The 22,607-nt window shown below is 65.8% G+C and carries 22 protein-coding genes; 16 read left to right on the top strand and 6 right to left on the bottom strand.

What is annotated here, in order from left to right; translation table 11 throughout:
- Positions 1 to 14 precede the first annotated feature (14 nt).
- Entirely contained in the window at positions 15 to 164 is a 150-nt protein-coding gene (locus QA639_RS28395; protein WP_157343156.1) for a hypothetical protein, read from the top strand.
- Positions 165 to 176: 12 nt separating this feature from the next.
- On the opposite strand, the gene QA639_RS28390 is transcribed toward QA639_RS28395, so the two are convergent.
- Entirely contained in the window at positions 177 to 623 is a 447-nt protein-coding gene (locus QA639_RS28390; RefSeq protein WP_157343158.1) for an SgcJ/EcaC family oxidoreductase, read from the bottom strand.
- A 522-nt stretch (positions 624 to 1,145) separates the two neighbouring features.
- Here QA639_RS28390 and QA639_RS28385 point away from each other — a divergent pair.
- Together QA639_RS28385 and QA639_RS28380 are read left to right on the top strand one after the other, a co-directional pair.
- Positions 1,146 to 1,988, top strand: coding sequence for a c-type cytochrome (locus QA639_RS28385; protein WP_050387619.1), 843 nt, complete (start codon positions 1,146 to 1,148; stop codon positions 1,986 to 1,988).
- A gap of 281 nt (positions 1,989 to 2,269) precedes the next feature.
- Positions 2,270 to 6,112 (top strand): tetratricopeptide repeat protein, encoded by a 3,843-nt coding sequence (locus tag QA639_RS28380; protein WP_283087764.1) that lies wholly within the window; start codon positions 2,270 to 2,272, stop codon positions 6,110 to 6,112.
- Positions 6,113 to 6,123: 11 nt separating this feature from the next.
- On the opposite strand, the gene QA639_RS28375 is transcribed toward QA639_RS28380, so the two are convergent.
- Positions 6,124 to 6,960: a glyoxalase superfamily protein gene (locus QA639_RS28375; RefSeq protein WP_028337162.1), complete on the bottom strand. Its 837-nt coding sequence runs from the start codon at positions 6,958 to 6,960 to the stop codon at positions 6,124 to 6,126.
- Between the two features lie 274 nt (positions 6,961 to 7,234).
- On the opposite strand from QA639_RS28375, the gene QA639_RS28370 reads away from it, so the two are divergent.
- The 5 genes from QA639_RS28370 (at position 7,235) to QA639_RS28350 (ending at position 10,898) form a co-directional block, all read left to right on the top strand.
- Positions 7,235 to 7,471: a hypothetical protein gene (locus QA639_RS28370; protein WP_028337161.1), complete on the top strand. Its 237-nt coding sequence runs from the start codon at positions 7,235 to 7,237 to the stop codon at positions 7,469 to 7,471.
- A 25-nt stretch (positions 7,472 to 7,496) separates the two neighbouring features.
- Positions 7,497 to 8,462, top strand: coding sequence for a LysR family transcriptional regulator (locus tag QA639_RS28365; protein ID WP_028337160.1), 966 nt, complete (start codon positions 7,497 to 7,499; stop codon positions 8,460 to 8,462).
- Positions 8,463 to 8,549: 87 nt separating this feature from the next.
- The gene (locus tag QA639_RS28360) at positions 8,550 to 9,260 is read left to right on the top strand and encodes an SDR family NAD(P)-dependent oxidoreductase (protein WP_028337159.1); all 711 of its coding nucleotides are present in this window, start codon (positions 8,550 to 8,552) and stop codon (positions 9,258 to 9,260) included.
- Positions 9,261 to 9,282: 22 nt separating this feature from the next.
- Positions 9,283 to 9,534 carry a tautomerase family protein gene (locus QA639_RS28355; RefSeq protein WP_028337158.1) on the top strand — a complete coding sequence of 84 codons (252 nt, stop codon included), beginning with the start codon at positions 9,283 to 9,285 and terminating at the stop codon, positions 9,532 to 9,534.
- 122 nt (positions 9,535 to 9,656) lie between these two features.
- Positions 9,657 to 10,898 (top strand): YbfB/YjiJ family MFS transporter, encoded by a 1,242-nt coding sequence (locus tag QA639_RS28350; RefSeq protein ID WP_244978496.1) that lies wholly within the window; start codon positions 9,657 to 9,659, stop codon positions 10,896 to 10,898.
- Here QA639_RS28350 and QA639_RS28345 read toward each other — a convergent pair.
- The 4 genes from QA639_RS28345 to QA639_RS28330 form a co-directional block, all read right to left on the bottom strand.
- The gene (locus QA639_RS28345) at positions 10,895 to 12,046 is read right to left on the bottom strand and encodes an aminotransferase class V-fold PLP-dependent enzyme (protein WP_283087763.1); all 1,152 of its coding nucleotides are present in this window, start codon (positions 12,044 to 12,046) and stop codon (positions 10,895 to 10,897) included. The genes QA639_RS28350 and QA639_RS28345 overlap by 4 nt on opposite strands.
- 54 nt (positions 12,047 to 12,100) lie before the next feature.
- Entirely contained in the window at positions 12,101 to 12,988 is an 888-nt protein-coding gene (locus QA639_RS28340) for a hypothetical protein (protein WP_028337156.1), read from the bottom strand.
- Between the two features lie 87 nt (positions 12,989 to 13,075).
- Positions 13,076 to 13,828: a flagellar type III secretion system pore protein FliP gene (gene fliP / locus QA639_RS28335; RefSeq protein ID WP_028337155.1), complete on the bottom strand. Its 753-nt coding sequence runs from the start codon at positions 13,826 to 13,828 to the stop codon at positions 13,076 to 13,078.
- A complete protein-coding gene (locus QA639_RS28330; protein ID WP_028337154.1) occupies positions 13,825 to 14,766 on the bottom strand; it encodes a flagellar biosynthetic protein FliO in 942 nt (313 codons plus the stop codon). The genes fliP and QA639_RS28330 overlap by 4 nt, the downstream gene beginning before the upstream one ends.
- Positions 14,767 to 15,125: 359 nt before the next feature.
- Here QA639_RS28330 and flgB point away from each other — a divergent pair, with 359 nt between their 5' ends.
- From flgB to QA639_RS28290, 8 genes are all read left to right on the top strand, one after another.
- A complete protein-coding gene (gene flgB / locus QA639_RS28325; RefSeq protein ID WP_028337153.1) occupies positions 15,126 to 15,536 on the top strand; it encodes a flagellar basal body rod protein FlgB in 411 nt (136 codons plus the stop codon).
- Positions 15,537 to 15,575: 39 nt separating this feature from the next.
- On the top strand, positions 15,576 to 16,001 hold the full coding sequence (gene flgC, locus QA639_RS28320) for a flagellar basal body rod protein FlgC (RefSeq protein WP_018272466.1): 426 nt from the start codon (positions 15,576 to 15,578) through the stop codon (positions 15,999 to 16,001).
- A gap of 26 nt (positions 16,002 to 16,027) precedes the next feature.
- Positions 16,028 to 16,339, top strand: a complete 312-nt coding sequence (gene fliE / locus QA639_RS28315; protein WP_016844765.1) for a flagellar hook-basal body complex protein FliE — start codon at positions 16,028 to 16,030, stop codon at positions 16,337 to 16,339.
- A 124-nt stretch (positions 16,340 to 16,463) separates the two neighbouring features.
- Positions 16,464 to 16,727, top strand: a complete 264-nt coding sequence (gene fliQ / locus QA639_RS28310; protein ID WP_016844766.1) for a flagellar biosynthesis protein FliQ — start codon at positions 16,464 to 16,466, stop codon at positions 16,725 to 16,727.
- A gap of 18 nt (positions 16,728 to 16,745) precedes the next feature.
- Positions 16,746 to 17,516: a flagellar biosynthetic protein FliR gene (fliR, locus tag QA639_RS28305; protein WP_016844767.1), complete on the top strand. Its 771-nt coding sequence runs from the start codon at positions 16,746 to 16,748 to the stop codon at positions 17,514 to 17,516.
- Between the two features lie 11 nt (positions 17,517 to 17,527).
- Complete coding sequence (gene flhB, locus QA639_RS28300; RefSeq protein WP_028337152.1) at positions 17,528 to 18,601, top strand: flagellar biosynthesis protein FlhB; 1,074 nt, start codon at positions 17,528 to 17,530, stop codon at positions 18,599 to 18,601.
- A 142-nt stretch (positions 18,602 to 18,743) separates the two neighbouring features.
- Entirely contained in the window at positions 18,744 to 21,314 is a 2,571-nt protein-coding gene (gene cckA, locus QA639_RS28295; RefSeq protein ID WP_283090636.1) for a cell cycle histidine kinase CckA, read from the top strand.
- A 242-nt stretch (positions 21,315 to 21,556) separates the two neighbouring features.
- Entirely contained in the window at positions 21,557 to 22,519 is a 963-nt protein-coding gene (locus QA639_RS28290) for a Tim44 domain-containing protein (protein ID WP_157343162.1), read from the top strand.
- Positions 22,520 to 22,607 lie beyond the last annotated feature (88 nt).

Genomic DNA, 22,607 nt, shown 5'->3' with positions numbered 1-22,607 from the left:
GTAATATCGCGGGAGTGTCCAGTTTCTCGGGTTTTGCCATCGGCGCGGGAGCAAAGGAGCAGAACCGCTCGGTCGCCAATTGCCGTGCCGGCGGCGACAAATCGGCCTCGATCGACGATCTTCCCAAGATCGAAGGCAAGATGCTCACGCCGAAGACGAACTGACGGGGGCTGTCGTCAGGTTTTCGGGAGTGGAGACCGGTGCAGATGGACAATCTTCCAATCCGAGCCTTGCTTCGCGATCACGAATGTGACGCGGCCGAGGCTGCTATAAGGCTGGCCATCCTTCATGACGCCGGAGATGGTGTCGAACCCGGAAAGCACCACCGTCCTCTCGTCGATCAGGAGAGTCTCTGCGCTCTGCAGCGCCACGGTGTTGGGGGGCGAATTGAGGATTGTCGCTTCGAAGTATTTGCGGATTTGCTCCGGCTTCGTCATGACGACCTTGCCGAACGTCCCGATCATGGTCGCTTCCGGGGCATAGAAACTGACGATACCGTCAAGGTCGGCGTCAGCGAAGGCTTTGCTCCAGCGTTCAACGAGCTGCGCTGCGTCCTCCTTCGGACCGGCTTGGGCAATCGAGACACTCATTAAAAGAGCAAGAATTGATAGTGGCTTTCGCATGGGTGATCCTCAAAAGAAATTATTGCCGAACAATCGGAAATCAAGTGAGGCAGCAGTGCTGCTTCCGCGTTGCGATAAATCATCATTACCAATCAACAGGGCGGCTTGACCGCTTCGATGTCCGTCCGGCCGAGTTCGCCAAGTCGCCCCGATCCGGTGCAATGGACAAGCAGGCCACAAGCCTTCCGCAAATCGCCGGCCTGATGGTCACGATCCTTCGCCGGCATAAGCGGAGCAGGGCGGCTTGTGGCCCCCTCTTGTGGCGCCTCGGCGCAGATCCGCGCCGAACGGCGCCAAGACCGTTGCAACAGAGCCATCGCAGACATTGCCAAAGTGCTTGATGCGAGTCTAGCATCGGCGCGAGGAAGGCGAGCGCGATTTCGCTACTTTTGGCCTTCCGTGATTGCGGTCGCATGGACCGCCGCTTGAGTTGATTGATTGAATTGCTCTTGTGCCGGACGCGAAGCTGCGCCCGATCAGAAATTGAATTTTTGATCACCAAGAAATTTCAAGGAAACCGATATGCGTAACCTGTTCATGATGCTTGTCGTCATCGCCACCACCAATCTGGCATGGGCCCAATCCGAACTGGTCAAACGGGGCGATTACCTTGTCAACGGCATTCTGGCTTGCGGCAATTGCCACACGCCCAAGGGACCGAACGGCGATGTTTTGGAGAAGGCATTCTCGGGCGGAGGTTACTGGGACGAGCCGCCGTTCACAGTGCATGCCGCCAACATTACACAAGACAAGGAAACAGGCATCGGAAGCTGGAGCGATGCCGATATCAAGAAACTGCTGCGGACCGGGCAGACCCCAAAGGGAGTGCATACCGCGATGGTCATGCCGACCAGCTTCTATCACATCCTGACGGAAAATGATCTCGATGCGGTCGTCGCATATTTGCGTACGATCACGCCGGTCCACAACAAGGTGCCCGATCCGATCTACAAGGTGCCTCAGGTCGAGAACGTTCCGCCGGGCGGCGAGAACCCATTCGCCGAACCGATGATGAGCGACAAGGTGCAGAAGGGATTCTATCTCGTCACGATCGCGCATTGCATGGCGTGCCATACGCCGATTGGACCGAGGGGACGAGAATACAAGAGCAGTCTTGGTGCGGGTGGCGTCAAATTTTCCGGGCCGTGGGGAATCTCGGTTTCACGCAACATCACGCAGAACAAGACCAATGGGATCGGCGCATGGAGCGACGACGAGATCAAGCGTGCGATCACCGACGGCGTCAGCCGCGACGGCAGCCGTCTCGGTCGACCGATGGGATACCACTACTACGCCCGGATCAGTCCCGATGACCTCGACGCCATCGTGGCGTATTTGCGCACGGTACCCGGCAGCGCCGAGTAAGGCTCGTTGCAAGGACAAATCCTGTCCGGTCACAGTCGCGCAGCGGGCTCCCGGCTGACTCCAAAGGATAGCGCGCGCCGCCAGCTGTGGCGCTCGGCGGCGCTCGGAACAAGCTTCAGCTTCAAACCGAGCGCTTTTGGTCGCCATTCGGTGGCCGGGGCCGGTCCGAAACAATCCGTTGACGTTAACAGGTCCTTAACGCCGCCCGATCCAAGATCGGGAGGCGTGGGCGAGGGCGCTTCGCGCTTGGTATGGCTGGGGTCCCGAGAAAACGTTTCGAGATGGCGCGAACGGCTGCCGCTGGAACATGGTCGCTAGGCCGCGCCTGGGCGCGGACCGCGCGTCTGTGCCTGCTTGCCAGCGGCCTCGCGCTCACAACCCTTACATTTTCGACCGCGGCGCATGCCGAAGACCCGGTACCCGGCGAGGCGACATTCTCTGCCGCGAACGGCTATGCCCGGCTGGTGCTGAGGCTGAAGGAGGATGTCGAGTCCGAGGTCACGACCGCCGGCTCGATCATCGTGATCCGCTTCAAACGTCCGGTCGATATCCCCGTCGAGAAACTGCAGGATGCCGTGCCCGATTATGTCGGCGCCGCGCGCCGCGATCCCGACGGCTCGGCGATCCGTCTGTCGCTGGCGCGCCGCGTCTCCATCAACACCATGACCGCCGGCGAGCGCATCTTCATCGACTTCCTGCCCGACAGCTGGACCGGCCCGCCGCCATCGCTGCCGCAGGAGGTGATCCGCGAGCTTGCCGAGCGCGCCCGCGCCGCCGAGCGCCTGCTGCGCATGCAGCGTGCCGCCGACGCCGCCAAGAAGAAGCCGCCGGTGCGCGTTCGGGCGCTGGTGCAACCCACCTTCGTCCGCTTCGTGTTCGAGGTGCCCGACGGGGTCAGCGTCTCCTCGGTGCTGAACGAGCAGAAGTTGACGTTGTCCTTCAATTCGGTCCTGACCTTCGACCTTGCCGATGCCAAAGTCGCCGCCCCGCCGAATGTCGCGTCGATCAGCGCGCGCGCCGACACGGATACCTCGGCAGTCGATGTATCGCTGATTGGCGATGTCGACGTGCATTCGTTCCGCGACGAGAAGAATTACATCGTCGACGTCGCCTTCCAGCAGAACGAGCAGCAGGCGGCAAAGCCCTCGCTGAGCTCATTGTTGCCGACGCCGCGCGCCAAACCGAAAGGCGCCGCGGCGATCGCGCCGGTGACATCGGAAAGCATCGCCCAGCAGGCCAAGATCGAGATCAAGCCTGAACAGTCCAAATCCGAACCGGCGAAGTCCGAGCCTGCCAAGTCGGAACCTGCCAGGTCCGAACCTGCCAAGTCCGAACCGCAGCGCTCCGAACCGCTCAAACCCGAACAAGCCACGAGCGAGCAACCGGCGGCCGCGCCCGTCAAAACGGAGCAGCCCCGATCGGAACTGTCCGATCCGGAGCTGCCGAAAATCGCGGCCGCACCTGCGGTCAACGCCGAGAACGCTGCTGTGCCGACCCCGCCGCACGAGGGTGGCGCCGGCTCTGCGGCGGAACAGAGCACGGCGCCGGTGACCGACGCGCCGAAGCCGGTGCCCGCTGTCGCCGCCGCGCCGGCGATGGAAGCGCCGAAGGCGGCTGCGGCGCCATCGCCGCCTGCTGCGGACGCCCGTACCGGCGGCAAACCTGCGGTCGAAGCCCAGCGCGACAGCGACGGCTTGCGCGTGACGTTCTCATTCCCCGGCGCGACGCCGGCGGCGCTGTTCCGCCGCGCCGACACGGTGTGGATGGTGTTCGACGCGGCTGAGGCAATCGACGTCGATCCGGTCCGCGCCAAGGCCGGCTCGTTGATATCGGATGTCAGCCGGATCGCGCTGGAAAAGGGCCAGGCGGTGCGCTTCCGCCTCAACCGGCCGCAGATGCCGTCGCTCGAAAGCGATGACCGCTCGCGCGGAGTGAGCTGGACGCTGACCTTTGCCGACCGCGTGCAGAAGCCGCCGCTGCCGCTCACCGTGGTGCGCAACATCTCGGAGCCCTCACTCGCCAATGTCAGCGTACCGCTCGCCAATCCAGGCCAGCTGCACAGACTGGTCGATCCCGACGCCGGCGATACGCTCTGGGTGGTGACCGCACCGCCGCCGACCCGCGGCATCATCAAGCGGCAGGATTTCGTCGAGCTTTCGCTGCTGGAATCGATCCACGGCGTCGTGGTTCATCCCAACGCCGACGACGTCAAGGCGGAGGTCGGCGCCGACAAGGTGATGCTGGGCCGGCCCGGCGGCCTGACGCTGTCGTCGGCCGACGTCGCCGCCGAGCGCGCCACCGCGGCGGTGAAGCCGCTGTTCGACCCGGACGAGTGGCGCAAGAACCAGTCGGACACGTTCCTCAAGCAGCTCGACGGCCTGATTGCGGCGGCTTCGACGGCCAATGCGGAGCAGCTGCCGCAGGCACGGCTCGATCTCGCCGATTTCTACATGGCGCGCGGCATGTACCAGGAAGCCCATGGTGTCGCCAATCTGATCCTGTCCGAGAGCAAGCGCGGCAGCGAGACGGCGTCGGTGGTGATGGTGCACGCGGTCGCCAGTATCCTGATCGGGCACCCGGCACAGGGCCTGAAGGATCTCGCCAATCCCGTCATCGGCAACGGCTACGATTCGCAATTGTGGAAGGGGCTCGCCTTCGCCCGCGAGGGAAAATGGGCCGAGGCGCGCGAGAAGTTCAAGAACGCCGAATTCGCGGTGGCGACGCTGCCGCCCGATTTGCAGCGCATCGTCACCATGGACTCGATGAAGGCCTCGCTCGAGGTCAAGGACTATGCCGGTGCCGCGCGGCGCAAGAGCGATCTCGACGTGGTCGGCGTTCCCGGTGAGCTCAAGCCCGCGGTTGCGGTGCTGCGCGGCCGGCTCGCTGAGGCCCTCGGCCAGGAGAAGGATGCGCTCGACGCCTATCGCTTCGCCGCCAATTCGGCCGATCGCCAGGCCGCCGCCGAAGGCAGGTTGCTGGAGACGCTGCTCAAGCAGAAGCGCGGCGAGATCGGCCGCGACGATGTGCTGAAGGAACTCGAGCTGTTGTCGATGCTGTGGCGCGGCGACAATATCGAGCTGAAGACGCTGTATGTGCTGTCGAAGATCTACGCCGAGACGGCGCGCTATGCCGACGCCTTCGCGGTGACGCGTGCCGCGACCCGGCTGCAGCCGAATGCGCCGGAATCGCGCCAGGCGCAGGATGCCGCCTCGGCCTTGTTCGTGCAGCTCTACCTCGGCCCCAGGGGCGACGAGATGTCGCCGATCGATGCGCTCGGCACCTTCTACGAATATCGCGAACTGACGCCGATCGGCCGCCGCGGTGACGAGATGATCCGCCGTCTCGCCGACCGCCTGGTCGGTGTCGATCTGCTCGACCAGGCCGCCGACCTCCTGCAATACCAGGTCGACAAGCGGCTCGAAGGCGCGGCCCGCGCCCAGGTCGCGGCGCGCCTCGCGATGGTCTATCTGATGAACCGCAAGCCCGACCGCGCCATTGCCGCGCTGCGCTCGACCCGGATCGCGGATCTCTCCGGCGAACTGCGCCAGCAGCGGCTGCTGCTCGAGGCGCGCGCGCAGAGCGACGTCGGCCGGCACGATCTCGCGCTCGACATCATCTCGAACATCACCGGCCGCGAGGCAATCCGGCTGCGCTCCGACATCTATTGGGCGTCGCGGCATTGGCGCGAGGCGTCCGAGCAGATCGAGCTCTATTATGGTGACCGCTGGCGCGATTTCACCCCGCTCAACCCGGGCGAGAAGGCCGACATCATCCGCGCCGTGGTCGGCTACGCGCTTGCCGAGGACGCCATCGGGCTGTCCCGGTTCCGCGAGAAATACGCGCCGCTGATGTCCGGCGATGCCGACAAGCTCGCCTTCGACTCGGCCAGCAAGCCGGTCGCGACGTCCAGCGCCGAATTCGCCCAGATCGCGCGAATGGCCGCCAGCGTCGACACGCTCGACGGCTTCATCCGCGAGATGAAGACCCGCTTCCCCGACGCCACCGCCCGCGCGCCGTTGCCCGATCCGGTCGCCACCGGATCGGTGGCTGACAAGCCAAAGGTCGCGCCGGTGAGCGCGCTGCCGGTCATCAAGGGCGAGCGCCGCGCCAGCGCGGCGCCGTAGCAACGCAGGGCTCACGGCCCGGCAGACACCCACGCGGTCGAGATGATCCCATTCGCGTCGAGCGCGATCCGCCAATGCGAGGCACCGTCGGCGTGCCGCACACTGTAGACATCCTCGCCCTGCGCGCCGACGCCGAGAAAGCGGGTCGATTCGATCGCGCCGAGGTCGGCGAGGAAAGGCTGCAGGTGTGGCAATTGCTCGCGGGTCGCCGCGGCGAGCGCGGGGGCCATGTCCGCATAGTCGGGCTGTCCCGAGGCGACCCCCTCGATCAGGCGGCGGAGCGCGGCCTCGGTTCCGGGAGCCGGCGACTGGTTCTTCACACGCTCCGCGGTGCGATTCGCAATCTGCTTCGCGATTGCAGCGCTAATGCGAGGCATCGGCTTGTCGCCATTTTGATGCAGGATCAGTGACGTCGCCTGACCGTCAGCCGCGATGACGAAGCTGATCTGCGCGTCGACCTCCCTGGCTAAAAACTCGGTCTGGCTCTCCGCAAAGAACGGTACGGCACGCTGCCCGGTGAGCTGTACAGCCAAGTGGTGATCCTCGCGCATCACACTGAGGACGGCCTGCTCGCTGAGCTGGTAGAAGCCCGCATAGCGGTCGAGCACCGCCGCAGCGACTGCGATCTCTTGCCGCACCGCGGCCGGCGGCGATCTCGGAGCGGAAGCCGGCACATCGGCAGATCCGCCGGCGGCCTGTATCCGCGCCGCCAGCGTGTTCCAGTCGCGCTGGCCGAACAGTTTGGCGATCAGCTCCAGGCTGTCGCTGTGGGTGAGGGGGATCGATTTGGCGCCGAGCGCATCGCGTAGCGTCTGCGCCATGGTCTTGGCATCACGAAAGTCGCGCATGGGATCAACCTTTGCATCGACGAACGGAAAGCGTCAGGGGCTTGCGTTGCTGACCCGTTCGTGCGGGCAAAGGAAGCCTGAAACATGGCTTGATACCTTCACCGTCCCCGGGGAGGGGTGCAAGCGGCGGGTGGTATCGACCCTGCCAAATGTTCGCCGGGGACGAGCTTTTTGTCAATTGCAACTGGTTGTGATCGCACGCGTGCTCTCGACATCCTGCCGTCAAATCGGCAACCATGGCGTCCGTTGCACAGCGCCGGGAGGACGTCGTTACATGAGCAAGCCGACCAAGACCGAAGCCGAACTCATCGCGATGGCGCGGGCCGAGCTGAGGGCCCATGCCGACTGCCCCGACGGAATCGATATCTCCGTGCTGCGCGACGGCGACAGCTGGGAGTTTCGCGCCAGCGCCAATGACGCCACGGCGGCGAGGCCCGGCTATCCCGAATGCGTCGCGATGCTGGTGCAGATCGGCGACCACCTCAGCAAGCAATATGACGTGAAGGAGTAACGGCGACCGCGAAGCGGGGGGATCGATGGACCGCATCGACGCCATGAAGGTCTTCGTTGCGGCGGTCGACGAGGGCAGCCTCGCCGGTGCCGGGCGGAAGTTGCGGCGCTCGCCGGCAGCGGTCAGCCGGGCGATCGCTTTCCTTGAGCATCATGTCGGCGCCGAGCTGTTACATCGCACGACGCGCTCGCTGAAGCTGAGCGATGCCGGCCAGCGCTATGCAGCCGCATGCCGTCGTATCCTCAGCGAGCTCGAGGAAGCCGATATCTCGGCGGGCGGCGAGCGGTCGGTGCCGCGCGGCACGCTGACCGTCACCGCGCCCGTCGTGGTCGGCGAGGACGTGCTGCGGCCGGTGCTCGATGCCTTCATGACGGACTATCCGGCGGTGTCGGTACGGCTCGTGATGCTCGATCGCACCGTCAATCTGATCGACGAGGGGATCGACGTCGCGCTGCGCATCGCCCATCTCGCCGATTCCAGTTTCATCGCGATCAAGCTCGGCGAGGTGCGCCGCGTGGTCGCGGCATCGCCCGGCTATCTCGCGCAGCATCCGCTGATCAGCGAGCCGGCTGATCTGGCGAAGCACCAGATCATCGCCATGACGCATTTCGGGCTCGACTCCTGGAGCTTCCCGCCGGCCGCGAAGTCGAAGATCGCGCGCGCGGTCCAGTTCACGCCGCGGCTGGTCGTCAACACGGTGCGCGCGGCGGTGGCCTCGGCCAGCGAAGGACACGGCGTCACCCGGCTGTTCTCGTATCACATCGCCGAGGAAATCCGTGACGGGCGGTTGCAGATCCTGCTCGCCGGCGACGAGCATCCTCCGCTGCCGGTGCATCTTTTGGCGCCGCAGGGCCGCTTCGACGTGCCCAAGGTGCGCGCCTTCGTCGATTTCGCGACGCCGCGGCTGAAACGCTATTTCGAGCGGCTGTCGCGCGAGGCCAGCAAGGCTGGCGCCATTCGTTCGCGCCGCGGAAGAGTGTCTGCCGAATAGCGGGCATTCGCGCGGAAAGCGGATGTATCTAGCTTGCTCTCCATCGAAGCGGCACTGGGTCGCTTCAGCAACAGATGGAGAGAGATCATGGGTGCAGAGCAGAAGGTTGCCATCATCACCGGTGCGTCGCAGGGCCTCGGCGAGGCCATCGTCAAGGGCTATCGCGACCGCAACTGGCGCGTCGTCGCCAATTCCCGCAGCATCAAGCCGTCGACCGACAGCGACGTTCTGACCGTCGCAGGCGACATCGGCGATCCCGAAATTGCCGACCGCATCGTCAAGCAGGCGCTCGGGCGCTTCGGCCGCATCGACACGCTGGTCAACAATGCCGGCATCTTCCTGGCCAAGCCGTTCACCGACTACACCGACCAGGACTACGCGCAGGTGCTGGCGACCAATCTCAACGGCTTCTTCTACATCACCCGCCGCGCCGCCAGGGAGATGGTGAAGCAGGGATCCGGACACATCGTGCAGATCACGACCAGCCTCGTCGATCACGCCAACAGCAACGTTCCCTCGGTGCTGGCCTCGCTGACCAAGGGCGGCCTGAACGCCGCCACCAAGTCACTCGCGATCGAATATGCCGCCAAGGGCATCCGCGTGAACGCGGTCTCGCCCGGTGTGATCAGGACACCGATGCACGCGCCGGCAACGCACGACTTCCTCGCCAAGCAGCATCCGGTCGGACGCATGGGCGAAGCCAAGGACATCGTCGACGCCGTGCTGTTCCTGGAAGGCGCGGGCTTCGTCACCGGCGAGATCCTGCATGTCGACGGCGGCCAGAGCGCCGGTCATTAACGAGCACGGTCCGGAGAGTGCCATGCCTATCGTCACCATCCAGGTCACGCGTGAGGGGACGGCGCCGGGTGCCTCGTCCACCACGCCGGAGCAGAAAGCGGCACTGATCAAGGGCGCCAGCGAGCTGCTGCGCGATGTGCTCGGCAAGCCCATGGAGTCGACGTTCGTCGTCATCGAGGAAGTCGACACCGACAATTGGGGTTGGGGCGGGTTGCCCGCGCTGGACTATCGCAAGAAGCTCGCTGCAGCTGCGGCGTCCAAATCTTCCCGCTGAAGGCTTTCCCCAAACCGAATGTGCACCTCTCCCCGATCGGGAGAGGTGAGCCGTGATCGCTGCGAGCGATTGCTGCGATCGCAACTAATCATTTTTCATGAACGGCCGGAGGGCCTACTGCGATGTCCATGTCAGCCAATGTCGATCACCACCGGCGCCATCACGCCGAGCCGCGCCGCGATGCCGGCGGGCCGCTGTGGCTGTCCGCGGCCGCGGGGCTGTGCGCCTCGCTGGTCGGGCTCGGACTGGCGCGCTTCGCCTACACGCCGTTGATCCCGGCATTGATCGCCGCAAAGTGGTTCACGCCGGCGGAAGCAGTCTATCTCGGTGCCGCCAACCTTGCCGGCTATCTCGCCGGCGCGCTGATCGCCCGCGATCTCGGCGCGCGGATCGGCTCGGTGTGGGCGCTGCGCGGCATGATGGTGCTCGCCGCGATCACCTGCTTTGCCTGCGCGGTGCCGATCTCCTTCGTCTGGTTCTTCGGCTTCCGCTTTCTCGCCGGCGTCAGTGGCGGCGTGATCATGGTGCTGGCGGCAACGGCGATCCTGCCGCATACCGCGCCGAGCAAGCGCGGCCTGATCGGCGGCGTGATCTTCGCCGGCGTTGGCCTCGGCGTCGCCGCGTCCGGCACGCTGGTGCCGCTGTTGCTGCAACAGGGCGTCAAGCAGGCCTGGTACGGCCTTGGCGTGCTGTCGGCGGTGCTGACACTGATCAGCTGGAAGGCGTGGCCCGCCGAAGCTCCCGCCGCGCGAGGCGTTGCGGAACAGTCCGTCGCGTCGCACGGCGTGCGCTCGCCGCTGGTGATCGCGCTGTGCCTGGAATATGGCCTCAACGCGCTGGCGCTGGTGCCGCACATGGTGTTCCTGGTCGATTTCGTCGCGCGTGGGCTCGGGCAGGGGATCGCGGCGGGATCGCATTACTGGGTGCTGTACGGCATCGGCGCCGTGGTCGGACCGTTGCTCACGGGACACCTCGCCGATCGCGCCGGCTTCGCCGCAGCACTGCGCGCGGCGTTCCTGATCGAGGCCGTTGCGGTTGCGCTGCCTGCCGTGACGAATTCGCCCGCCGCACTGATTGTGTCGAGCCTGATCGTCGGCGGCTTCACGCCCGGCATCGTGCCGCTGGTGATCGGCCGCATCCACGAACTGATCCCGCATTCCGCGGCGAGCCAGCGTTCAGCCTGGGCGCAGGCCACCACGACCTTCGCGCTGTTCCAGGCGGCGGGCGCCTACGGCCTGTCCTGGCTGTTCGCGCGCGGCGGCGGCGACTATGCGCTGCTGTTCGTGATCGGCGCGGCCGGAGTGGCCGTCGCGTTAGCGATCGAACTGTTCGGCGTCGTCGGACTGCGGCACAAGTCCAGCTAACCGCGCAACGTTTTGGTCAAGACAGCCACGAGGCGATCGACATCGGCCTCGTCGTTGAAAACGTGCGGCGAGATCCGCATCCGGCCGAGCCGCAGCGCGACATGGATGTTCTCGGCGGCGAGGCGCGCGATCAGTTCTTTCGGGATGCCGCTCGCCATGCCGAGGCTCAGGATGTGCGGCGCACGCACGCTGCGCGCCGGCACATTGAGCCCGAGGTCACGCACGCCGCCCGCGATCCGCTCGTTGAGCATCGCGAGCCGCGCGCTGACGGCAGCGGCGCCCCATTCCGCCATCATCTCCATGCCGATCGAGGCCATCTCCAGCGTGATGAAATGATCGCGCTCGCCCATGTCGTAACGCGTGGCGTTGTCGACATAGGCGAGATCGCCGAAATAGACCGGGTTCTCGGAATTCACGTTGCGGCGGCCGCTGGAGGTCTGCTCCAGCGGCACGCCGTTCTGGTGGCGTTTTGCAATGTAGAGGAAGGCGCGGCCGTAGGGGCCGATCAGCCATTTGTAGGTCGGAAACATCACGGCGTCGGGGTCGAGCCTTGTCACGTCCATCGCCACGACACCGGCGCTCTGCGTCGCGTCGATCACGAACATTGCGCCGTGCCGCCGCAGCGCGGCCTGCACCTTGTCGACGTCGATCATGCCGCCGTCCGACCAGTGCACCGAGGAGATTGAGGCGACGCCGACCGGCGGCGCGCCTGGCCGCTCGATCGTTGCAAGCATTGCCGATGTCCAGTCGCCATCGGCGGGCTGGCGCACGGTGTCGACGACGAAGCCCTGCGCCTCGGCGCGGGCGTGCCATTCGAGGACCGGCGAGGAATGGTCATTCTCAAGCACGATGACTCGTGAGCCGCGCGGAATGCTCAGCGCCTTTGCTACCGTCGCGACGCCGTAGCTGATCGCGGGGATCAGCGCGACATCGTCAGGTGCGGCGTTGATCAGGCGGGCCGCCGCGCTACGGGCGCGCTCATGCTGGCGGCCGGCGAAGCCGGGATCGATGGTCCAGGGCTGGCCCTTGCGTCCGACCGCTGCGCGGCCGGCCTCGAGCGTCTTCAGCGGCAGCGGGCTGTAGGACGCCGAATTCAGGTAGCAGACCTCGTGTGGAATCTCGAACAGATGGCGCTGGGAGGGAAGCATGTCGTCTCGCGGCTGGAATTTGCGGATCATGACGTGACGCGGAAGAGCGCGCGCTCAGCCGTCGTACTGGTCCGGCCCCATCGCCCAAGGCGCCTGGTCGTAGCCGTTGGCGAAGGTGCGGTTGGTCTGCGCCGGGTTGCGATTGACCAGCGGCCGCAGATACATCGGGTGGGTAGCGCTGCGCACCTCGTGCTCGACGGTGAACAGATGCCGGCCGTCGGCCGGATCGACGATGTCGCAGAAGCGGTACTGGTACTGGTTGTCCTCGCGGGAGACCAGATTGCGTTCGCGCAGTCGCTGGTAGGGGCCCGAGAAGTCCGTGATGTAGATCTGGATGTGATGGCCGTCGAATTCGCCCTGCGCCGCGTCGCTCTCACGGAAATGCAGATACTGATCCTTGCCGACTTTTGCGCGCGCGACGACGTCGTCGCCGTTCAGAATGCTGGCAGGGATGCCCATGATCTCAGGATAGAACCTGCTGATCGCCTCGGCCGTGCCGCGCGGCACCTCGAACTCGACATAGGGCATGCCGAGCGCGATGCGACCGAACCGTTCGGCGTCCGGTTCAAAGCAGCGTAGCCGGTTGCCCCAGGGGCAGATGGCCTCGACGTGATCATTGCGCTCGCGATAGCTGAACGCGGTGCCCTCGAGCTTGGGCGCGACGGCGGCGAGCCGCTGCAGCAGGGCCTGCCGCCCGGCGATCACGATGCCGGTGTGGCCGCGCAGCACCTGCTGGCGGCCGCTCGGCAGATGAAACTGGCTGCGGCCGACATTCACCCACATGTTGCTGTCGGAGACCATCAGATAGGGATCGCGGGTTAGCCCGATGCCGGCGACGTAGAACAGCGTGGCGAGGCGCTGGTCCGGCACCTGCACGTTGACATGTTCGAGATGGATGGCGTTGCCGAGATCTTCTGCGGCGCGGTCGAATGGCTGCTGCACGGCGCGGCTCCCTGGATGCGGTGCCGCGCATGATAGTGCAACGGTGTGGCCGATCCAGCTGACCGGCCATGAATGTTTCGCAGGGCGCTACCCCCCGTAACTCTGCACCAGGCTGCCGGCGACCAGGGCCCAGCCGTCGACCAGCACGAAGAAGATCAGCTTGAACGGCAGCGAGACCACCACCGGCGGCAGCATCATCATGCCCATCGACATCAGGACCGAGGCGACCACGAGGTCGATGATCAAGAACGGCAGGAACAGCAGGAAGCCGATCTCGAAGGCGCGTTTCAGCTCGGAGATCATGAAGGCCGGCACCAGGATGCGCAGCGACATCTCCTCCGGCGTCGCCGGCGGCGGCTCGCCGGAGAGGTCCATGAACAGCTTCAAATCCTTCTCGCGGACGTTCTTCTGCATGAAGCCGCGCAAGGGGACCGAGGCGCGCTGCAACGCGTCCTCGACGCCGATCTGGTTGGCGACCAGCGGCTTGATGCCGTCGTCATAGGATTTCTGCAGTACCGGCCCCATCACGAAGGCGGTGAGGAACATCGCAAGCGCGATCATCACCGAGTTCGGCGGCGCGGTGGCGGTGCCGAGTGCGGTGCGCAGCAGCGAGAGCACGACCACGATGCGCGTGAACGACGTCATCATGATCAGGATCGACGGCGCGATCGACAGCACCGTGAGCAGCGCAATCAGCTGGATCGCGCGCTCGGTCACGCCGCCATTGCCGCCGCCGAGATTGATGCTGATATCCTGCGCGATCGCCGGATCAGCGAGGGATCCGGCGGCGATCAGGACAGCGATGAAAAAAACTCTACGCGGGACTGCCCCTGGCCTCACGAAGGATTCTTCGGTCGGCCGAGCAGCGAGGCCATCTCGTCCTCGAGATTTTCGAACCCGCTCTTCTGTCCGCCGGCGGGCGGGGCGGGCGGCTCGCTGCGCTGCGGGCGCGCCGGCGGCGCCTCGGGCGCAACCGGCGGCGCGACGGTCTCGCCGGCGCCGGTCGGGCGGCGCAGCGCCGCTTCGAGCCGTTGCGCCATCTCGGCGAGATTGGCGTCGGCGTTCGATGGAGGCGGCGGAGCTGGAGGCCCCTGCGTTGCAGCCGGCGGCGGTGCCTGGGGAGGCGGTGGCGGCGGCGTCACGGCGCGCTCGGTTGTGCGCAGCGGCGGCGGCGCCTTCGGCGGCTCGGCGGCGCGCGGCGGACGCGGGACGACCGGCTCGGAGCGCGGCGGCAGACGTGGCGGCATCGGATCGGGCCGCGGCTCGCCGCGTTCGGGCGTGAAGCCCGCGAGCGGATCGCTGCGACGCTCGGCGATCGGCGGCGGGGGCCGGCGCAACTCGTCGGCGAAGGAGGGCCGCGTCTGACGCGGCGGCAGCTCCGGCTCGGGAAGGTCGAAATTGTCGGAGCGGGCGGCTTCGCTCTCGTTCCAGGCTGCATCCGGAAGCGGCGCCACGCGCGGCGGCGCGGCATCGGCTGCGACCGCGGGCCGGGTCGACATTTGATCGCGCGCGGGCATCGCGCGGACGATATTCGGCTCGACGACGATATCGGTGGGACCGCCGATCATCAGGAGATGCTCGATGTTGTCGCGGCGGACCAGCACCAGGCGGCGCCGTCCGTCGACGGCGGCAGCGTCAATCACCGCCAGGCGCGGCATGCGCCCGCGGTTGGCGTTGGCCCCGAGGCGGTTTCCGGCGAAGCGGCGGACGAGCCATGCGGTCACGCCGATCAGCGCCAGCACGACAACGAATGCCAAGACGAATGTAATGACCTGCATATTGGAGTCCCCGGCCATCTTGGCCTTCCTCAGCTTTCGCCATCAACGAGCGCGGATTGATAGGTGCGGTTTGCCCAGCGAATCGCGCCCGAGATTCGCCTTATTTCTTAATTCCCAGCGGCTTGCAGCCCACTGTTCTATTAATAAACCAAGAATCGCTTGTCCCAAAACGACTTCTCAGTGCCCCACACTGTCTTGGTTTGTGCTGGTTAACGCAGCATTCGTGGCGAAAATGCGCTCGCAGGCTGCAGTTGCGGCGTTCTCCACGGATCCGTCCGGCATTTTAACCACCCGTTAACCATACACCGGGCAAATTCTGCCTACCTCGGAAGAGCCCAGAGGTTAACGGAGCCGCGGCGATGGCCATGAACGATCTCCCGATCCTGTCGGCGTTGCGCACCAAGATGCAGTGGCACCAGGAGCGCCAGCGGGTGCTCGCCGAGAACATTTCCAATTCCGACACCCCGAACTTCCGGCCGCGCGACCTGGTCGAGCCGAAGTTCGACCGGGCCGGCGCCACGGTCGGCGGCGGCGTGGGGACGCTGCCGATGATGCAGACCAGCGCCACCCACATGGCGGCGTCCGGGGCGCCCGACAGCTTCGACAACGATCGCGGCAAGAGCGGGTTCCAGACCCGCCCGGCCGGCAACGCGGTCAATCTCGAGGAGCAGATGCTGAAAGTGTCGGCCAACCAGATGGACTATGCGGCCGTCACCTCGCTCTACAGCCGTAGCCTGCATCTGCTGAAGACTGCGATCGGCAAGGGCTAGAGCAAGGGTTAGCCCGCCTGACGGCGGCAGGAGGATCCCATGGCAGATGGAACAAGCGATTTCGCCCGCTCGATGAGCATCGCAACCTCAGGCCTGCGCGCGCAGGCGGGACGCATGCGGGTGATCTCGGAAAATATCGCCAATGCCGATTCGACGGCGCAGACCGCGGGCGGCGATCCTTACCGTCGGAAGGTGCCGACCTTCTCATCCACGCTCGATCGCACGCTCGACGCCCAGGTCGTGGCGCTGGGCCGGATCCGCCCCGACCAGTCTTCGTTCCGTGTCAAGCACGAGCCGGGCAATCCGGCGGCGGACGCCTCGGGCAACGTCAAATATCCGAACGTCAATGCGATGGTCGAAATGACCGACATGCGCGACGCCCAGCGCTCCTACGAGGCCAACCTCAACATCATCAGCGCGACGCGGCGGATGATCCAGCGCACGCTCGACATCCTCAAGTCCTGACGCAACAAGAACAGGGAACGTAAATCATGGCTTCACCGACAGTCGCCGCCAACGCCTACGCCAACCTCGCCAAGATGATGGAGCGCGGCGGCGCCGAGAAGGCCGGGCAGGCCGTCGCCGGCCCATCCTTCAGCGCGCTGCTGAAGGACTCCGTCGGCAGCGTCCTGGAGGCGGGCAAGAAGTCCGACGCGCAGACCATGGCGATGGCCTCGGGCAAGGCGAACGTGATGGACGTGGTGACGGCGGTCGCCGACACCGACGTTGCGGTGTCGACTCTGGTCTCGGTGCGCGACCGCGTGATCCAGGCCTATGAAGACATCATGAAGATGCCGATCTGACGTCCCCTGCGACGCCATCCCGGGGCGATGCGCAGCATCGAGTCGGGATCTCGAGGTTCCGGGTTCGATGCTTTGCATCGCCCCGGGAACGACGGTGCAAACAACTGACAGCGAGAACTCAACAATGACCGGCCCCGAAACCCTCGACGTGGCGCGCGATGCGATCTGGACCATCGTGGTGGTGTCGTCGCCCCTTATGGTGGTCGGCCTCGTGGTCGGCGTCGTGGTGTCGCTATTCCAGGCGCTGACGCAGATCCAGGAACAGACCCTGATCTTCGTGCCGAAGATCCTCGCGATCTTCGTCACATTGCTGCTGGCGCTGCCGTTCATGGCGGACTCGCTCTCCAGCCACATGATGCGGATTTCATCGCGAATCATCGGCGGTTGATGCACTAATGCCGCGGTCATGCGCATCGATGTCTCCCTGCTGCCGGCGCTGGCCGCGATCTTCGTGCTGGTCTTCGCGCGTGTGGGCGCGATGGTGATGCTGCTGCCCGGTTTCGGCGAGAGCAACATCCCGGCGCGGGTCAAGCTGTCGATCGCGCTATTGCTGACGCTGATCATCCTTCCCCTGCATCGCAACGCCTATCATGTCGATCTGACGTCGATCTCCTCGCTCGGCGTCCTGATGGTGCATGAGCTCATCATCGGCATCGTGCTCGGCGCGACCGCGCGGGTGACGCTGTCGGCGCTCAACGTCGCGGGTTCCGTGATCGCGCAGCAGCTCGGCCTCGGCTTCGTCACCGCTGTCGATCCGACCCAGGGGCAGCAGGGCCAGATCATCGGCAACTTCCTCACCATCCTCGGCCTCACGCTGCTGTTTGCGACCGACAGCCACTATCTCGTCATTGCGGCGCTGAGCGAGAGCTACCGCATCTTCTCGCCGGGCGAGATCATGCCGACCGGCGATGTCGCCGCGCTTGCGACGTCGGCCTTCTCCGCTGCCTTCAAGATCGGCCTGCAGCTGTCCGCGCCGTTCCTGGTGTTCGGCCTCGTCTTCAACATCGGGCTTGGCGTGCTGGCGCGGCTGATGCCGCAGATGCAGGTCTATTTCGTCGGCGTGCCGCTCTCGATCATGGTCGGATTCCTGATCTTCGGCGTCGTGCTCGCCGCGATGATGAACACCTATCTCGACTATTTCCTCGGCGTCATGCGCCAGCTCGCTCCGATGAATTAGGAGGAGAAGAAGTGGCGGACGATACCGAAGACAAAACAGAAGACCCTACGCAAAAACGTCTCGATGAAGCCCTCGAGAAAGGTGACGTCGTCAAGAGCCAGGAGGTCAACACCTGGTTCGTGATCGCCGGCGGCACCTTGGTGCTGTCGACCTTTTCGGGCTCGATCGGCAGCGGCATCTTGATGCCGCTGCGCAACCTGATCGCCAATTCATGGATGATCCGCACCGACGGCGCCGGCCTGCTGGCGCTGACCCAGTCGCTCGGTTACGCGGTGGTTGCCGCGATCGGCGTGCCGTTCCTGATGCTGGCGCTGGCCGCGATCGCGGGCAACATGGTGCAGCACCAGCTGGTGTGGTCGGGCGAGCAGCTGAAGCCGAAATTCTCCAAGATCTCGCCGGCCGCCGGCTTCAAGCGGTTGTTCGGCAAGCAGGCGGTGGCGAATTTCCTGAAGGGCCTGTTCAAGCTGATCGCGCTCGGCGCCGTGATGGTCGCGGTGCTGTGGCCCGACCGGATGCGGATGGAATCCTTCCTGCGGGTCGATCCGGCCGAGCTGCTGCCCGCCATCACCGGCATGACGGTGCACCTGCTGGCGGCGGTGGTGGCCATCCTCGCTGCGGTCGCGATCGCCGATTACTTCTTCCAGTACCGGACCTGGTACGAGCGTCACAAGATGTCGCTGCAGGAGATGAAGGAGGAGTTCAAGCAGTCGGAAGGCGACCCGCACGTCAAGGGCAGGATCAAGCAATTGCGGGTCCAGCGCGCCAAGAAGCGCATGATGGCCCAGGTTCCGAAGGCCTCGGTGATCATCACCAACCCGACCCACTACTCGGTGGCGCTGGCCTACGACCGCAGCATGTCGGCGCCGATCTGCGTCGCCAAGGGCGTCGACAATCTTGCCTTCAAGATCCGGGAGATCGCCAAGGAGCACGACATTCCGATCGTGGAGAACGTGCCGCTGGCCCGGGCGCTCTATGCGACGGTCGAGCTCGACCGGGAGATCCCGGTCGAGCACTATCACGCGGTTGCCGAAATCATCGGCTACGTGATGCGGCTGAGGCGCGGCCTGTCCGGCCTGCGGCAGTAAGGGGCGGAAAACCCGCTTGAAATGCGCGTAACTTGCGAAATTGACGCCTGATGGACTTGCGTTTTCGGGTCCGATTCAGGCACTCAGGGGCGAGGTGGCCGGCCGGTCGCCTTCGTGATGCAGACGAGCCATGTCTCTCCAGATGACCGCCGATAGCAACGATCCTTCCGTGACCGAGCCGTTCTTGGCCCACGGGCCAGCGCGGCGGAATGGCAGCATCCTGCTGGTGGTCCTGATCGCCGCCGGCATCGTCGCGGTGGCGGTCTGGCTGATGACCATCGGCCGCACCGAGGCGCAGCCCTATATCCTCGGCGTGCTGGCGCTGCTCGCCACCGTCGGGCTGTTCAACCTGTTCGCCCTTGCCGCCGGCATCATCCGCTTCTCCGACCGTGCCACCGATGATCCGGTGATGGCGCGGATCGCCGACCAGGCCCAGGAAGGGCTCGTCGTCACTGACTCCCGCGGCCACGTGGTCTATTCCAACGCCGCCTATCTCACGCTGACCGGCGCGGCCGGGCCGCAGGACGTCCGTCCGGTCGAGCGCGTCTTCATCGGCAACCCCGACGTCTCCGAGGCCGTGTTCCGCCTCTTGAAGGCTGCCCGCGAGGGCAAGCGGCAGCAGGAGGAGGTCCGCGTCGCCGGCCACGAGGCCGGGCAGGGCCGCTGGCTGCGCCTGCGCGTACGCCCGCTCGGCGAGGGCAAGCGCGATGCGAAATACGCGGTTTGGTCGATCGCCGACGTCACCCGCGACCGCGAGCGCCAGGAAGACGTGTTCCAGGAGCTGCGGCACGCGATCGAATATCTCGATCACGCGCCGTGCGGCTTCTTCTCGGTCAATCCGGCCGGCGAGATCGCCTATGTCAACGCCACGCTGGCCAACTGGCTCGACTACGATCTGGCCGAGATCGGCTCGGGCGGCCTGAAACTGACCGACATCGTCTCGGGCGACGGTGCGGCGCTGTTGACCTCGATTGCGGCGGTGCCGGGCGAGGTCAAGACCGAGGTGTTCGACATCGACCTGCGGATGCGGGGCGGCAAGACCGTGCCGGTGCGGCTCTATCACAAGCTTGCCTTCGGCGCCGACGGCGCGGCGGGCGCCTCGCGCACTCTGGTGATCAGCCGCGCCCGCGACGAGCATTCCGATCCGGAGCGCGCCGCCGAGGTGCGCTTCATGCGCTTCTTCGACCATACGCCGATGGCGATCGCGACCGTCGATCGCGGCGGCAATGTGGTCGGCGCCAATGCGCGCTATGCCAAGCTGGCGCAGGGCCTGAACGGCGACGGCGGCGCCGCCAAGTCGATCTTCCGCGCGGTCAATCCGCGCGACCGCGGCCTGCTGATCGCCGCGATCAACCAGGCGGCCGAGGGCCAGGGCGACATCGCGCCGGTCGAGGTCATGCTCGACGGGCCCAAGGAGCGCTTTGCCCAGTTCTTCGTTACCACCGTCGAAAAGGACGAGCGCGACGCCGAGACCGCGATCGTCTACATGCTCGAGACCACCGAGCGGCGCGCGCTGGAAAACCAGATCAACCAGTCGCAGAAGATGGAGATGGTCGGCCAGCTCGCCGGCGGCATCGCGCACGACTTCAACAACGTGCTGTCGGCCATCATGATGGCCAACGACTTCCTGCTGAACGCGCACAAGCCGACTGACCCGTCGTTCCAGGACATCATGCAGATCAAGCAGAACGCCACCCGCGCCGCGACGCTGGTGCGGCAGCTGCTTGCATTCTCGCGCCGCCAGACGCTGCGGCCGCAGGTGCTCGATCTCGGCGATGCATTGAGCGACCTCACCATGCTGCTGCGCCGGCTGATCGGCGAGAAGGTCAAGCTCGACCTCGTGCATGGCCGCGACCTGTGGCCGGTGAAGGTCGACGTCTCGCAGTTCGAGCAGGTGGTGGTCAATCTCGCGGTCAACGCGCGCGACGCGATGCCCGATGGCGGCAAGCTGATCATCCGCACCGCCAACGTGCCGACCGAGGAGGCCGCCCAGCTCGCCAACAAGGGCATGCCGGCGGCGGACTATGTGAAGATCGAGATCGCCGACACCGGCACCGGCATTCCGGCCGAGATCATCGACAAGATCTTCGAGCCGTTCTTCTCGACCAAGGAAGTCGGCAAGGGGACCGGCCTCGGCCTCTCCACGGTCTACGGCATCGTCAAGCAGACCGGCGGCTTCGTCTATGTCGATTCCGTGCCGGGCGGCGGCACCACGTTCCGGATCTACCTGCCGCGGCATCGCCAGGAGCAGGAGGTCGCACCGGAGGCCCAGGTCGGCAACGGTGCGGCCAAGGAAACCGCCGCCGCCACGGAGGCCGCCAAGCCGAAGCCGGATCTGACCGGGCAGGGCACCATCCTGCTGGTGGAGGACGAGGACGGCCTGCGCTCGCTCAATGCGCGCGGCCTGCGTTCGCGCGGCTACAGCGTGATCGAGGCGGCGAACGGCGTCGAGGCGCTGGAGGCGTTCGAAGAGAAGAACGGCGCCGTCGATCTCGTCGTCTCCGACGTCGTGATGCCGGAGATGGACGGCCCGACGCTGCTGAAGGAAATGCGCAGCCGCAACGCGGAGCTGAAGATCATCTTCGTCTCAGGCTATGCCGAGGACGCGTTCGAGAAGAGCTTGCCGGAGAACCAGCAGTTCGCGTTCCTGCCGAAGCCCTTCACGCTGACGCAGCTGGTCGCCGCGGTGAAGGAAACCATGACGGCGAATTAGCCGCGCGGCGAAGCGGGTTGCGGATTCACCTGTTCCAGGGAGGTGGCGGGCGGGTGCTGTTCCGGTTGAATCTCGACGGCATCTCGGGGTAGGACGCGGCGTCGCATCCACAAGGACCATAGTGTCACATCTCCGCGACCGAGGGCCGCAGCCGTGGTTCCCGTTTCCCGCTTCACTTTTAACCGGCCCTGCCCATCTTAGGGGCGTTTCCCCATGCCGGGGAATCCTTTGAGGAAACCAACATGAATTTCTCGCAACGCACGCGTGGAATTGTTCGGGCGATCGCCGTCGCGATGGCGCTGGCGCTGCCCGTGATGATGACCGTTTCGGCGGCCGACGCCCGCGTTGGCGGCGGCGGCTCGCGCGGCTCGCGGACATTCTCCGCGCCGCCCTCGACCAACACGGCGCCGGGCTCGGTTGCGCCAATGAACCGCACCTTCAGCCAGCCTGGTAGCCCGAACATGGGCTCGCCGGCGGCGGCGAATTCCGGCGGCCTGTTCGGTCGCGGCGGAATGGGCCGCGGCCTGCTCGGCGGCCTGGCCGCGGGCTTCCTTGGCGCCGGCCTGTTCGGCATGCTGTTCGGCGGCGGGCTGTTCTCGGGTCTCGGCGGCCTGTCGTCGATGCTCGGCCTCTTGCTGCAGATCGGTCTGATCGTGCTCGTGGTTCGCCTTGCGATGTCGTGGTGGCAGCGCCGCAACACGCCGGCGGCCGCCTATGCGGGTGGCCCCGACGTCGGCCCCGGTCCGCAGGCGAACGCCCGCTCGGGCTTCGGCTTCGGCCTCGGCGGCGGATCGAATGCGCCGGTCGAGATCGCGCCGGGCGACTATGAGACGTTCGAACGGCTGCTCGGCGACATCCAGACCGCGTGGTCGAACGAGGACATCGCGAAGCTGCATACGCTCGCGACGCCGGAGATGGTGTCGTACTTCTCGAAGGATCTCGAGGAGAACAAGGCGCGCAACGTCACCAACAAGGTGACCAATGTGAAGCTGCTGCAGGGCGATCTGGCGGAAGCCTGGCGCGAAGGCGACAGCGAGTATGCGACGGTCGCGATGCGCTACTCGCTGGTCGACACCGTGCTCGAGCGCGGCACCGGCCGACAGGTCGGCGGCAGCACGCAGCCGGAGGAGGTCACGGAGGTCTGGACCTTCGTGCGCCAGCGCGGCGGCAATTGGGAGCTTTCGGCGATCCAGCAGACCAGCTGATCGGTTGCCGGAGACGACAGATACAAGGCGCCGCGGCCTGGTCCGCGGCGCCTTTGCTTTGTGCCTTCATTCACATGTCGCGGCGCCG

This window comes from Bradyrhizobium pachyrhizi, assembly GCF_029714545.1.
GTDB lineage: Bacteria > Pseudomonadota > Alphaproteobacteria > Rhizobiales > Xanthobacteraceae > Bradyrhizobium > Bradyrhizobium pachyrhizi.
Note: the sequence above shows the minus strand (reverse complement) of the source record. Positions and strands in the feature narration are given on the sequence as shown.

What these genes read in the sequence shown, in the direction of transcription:
- QA639_RS28390 (WP_157343158.1), bottom strand. Translation starts at nt 623, where the DNA reads ATGCGAAAGCCACTATCAATTCTTGCTCTTTTAATGAGTGTCTCGATT.
- QA639_RS28370 (WP_028337161.1), top strand. Translation starts at nt 7,235, where the DNA reads ATGAGCAAGCCGACCAAGACCGAAGCCGAACTCATCGCGATGGCGCGG.
- fliQ (WP_016844766.1), top strand. Translation starts at nt 16,464, where the DNA reads ATGACCGGCCCCGAAACCCTCGACGTGGCGCGCGATGCGATCTGGACC.
- QA639_RS28355 (WP_028337158.1), top strand. Translation starts at nt 9,283, where the DNA reads ATGCCTATCGTCACCATCCAGGTCACGCGTGAGGGGACGGCGCCGGGT.
- fliR (WP_016844767.1), top strand. Translation starts at nt 16,746, where the DNA reads ATGCGCATCGATGTCTCCCTGCTGCCGGCGCTGGCCGCGATCTTCGTG.
- QA639_RS28380 (WP_283087764.1), top strand. Translation starts at nt 2,270, where the DNA reads ATGGCGCGAACGGCTGCCGCTGGAACATGGTCGCTAGGCCGCGCCTGG.
- QA639_RS28290 (WP_157343162.1), top strand. Translation starts at nt 21,557, where the DNA reads ATGAATTTCTCGCAACGCACGCGTGGAATTGTTCGGGCGATCGCCGTC.
- QA639_RS28375 (WP_028337162.1), bottom strand. Translation starts at nt 6,960, where the DNA reads ATGCGCGACTTTCGTGATGCCAAGACCATGGCGCAGACGCTACGCGAT.
- cckA (WP_283090636.1), top strand. Translation starts at nt 18,744, where the DNA reads ATGACCGCCGATAGCAACGATCCTTCCGTGACCGAGCCGTTCTTGGCC.
- QA639_RS28330 (WP_028337154.1), bottom strand. Translation starts at nt 14,766, where the DNA reads ATGCAGGTCATTACATTCGTCTTGGCATTCGTTGTCGTGCTGGCGCTG.
- QA639_RS28345 (WP_283087763.1), bottom strand. Translation starts at nt 12,046, where the DNA reads ATGCTTCCCTCCCAGCGCCATCTGTTCGAGATTCCACACGAGGTCTGC.
- QA639_RS28365 (WP_028337160.1), top strand. Translation starts at nt 7,497, where the DNA reads ATGGACCGCATCGACGCCATGAAGGTCTTCGTTGCGGCGGTCGACGAG.
- flgB (WP_028337153.1), top strand. Translation starts at nt 15,126, where the DNA reads ATGGCCATGAACGATCTCCCGATCCTGTCGGCGTTGCGCACCAAGATG.
- QA639_RS28385 (WP_050387619.1), top strand. Translation starts at nt 1,146, where the DNA reads ATGCGTAACCTGTTCATGATGCTTGTCGTCATCGCCACCACCAATCTG.
- flgC (WP_018272466.1), top strand. Translation starts at nt 15,576, where the DNA reads ATGGCAGATGGAACAAGCGATTTCGCCCGCTCGATGAGCATCGCAACC.
- fliE (WP_016844765.1), top strand. Translation starts at nt 16,028, where the DNA reads ATGGCTTCACCGACAGTCGCCGCCAACGCCTACGCCAACCTCGCCAAG.
- QA639_RS28350 (WP_244978496.1), top strand. Translation starts at nt 9,657, where the DNA reads ATGTCCATGTCAGCCAATGTCGATCACCACCGGCGCCATCACGCCGAG.
- QA639_RS28360 (WP_028337159.1), top strand. Translation starts at nt 8,550, where the DNA reads ATGGGTGCAGAGCAGAAGGTTGCCATCATCACCGGTGCGTCGCAGGGC.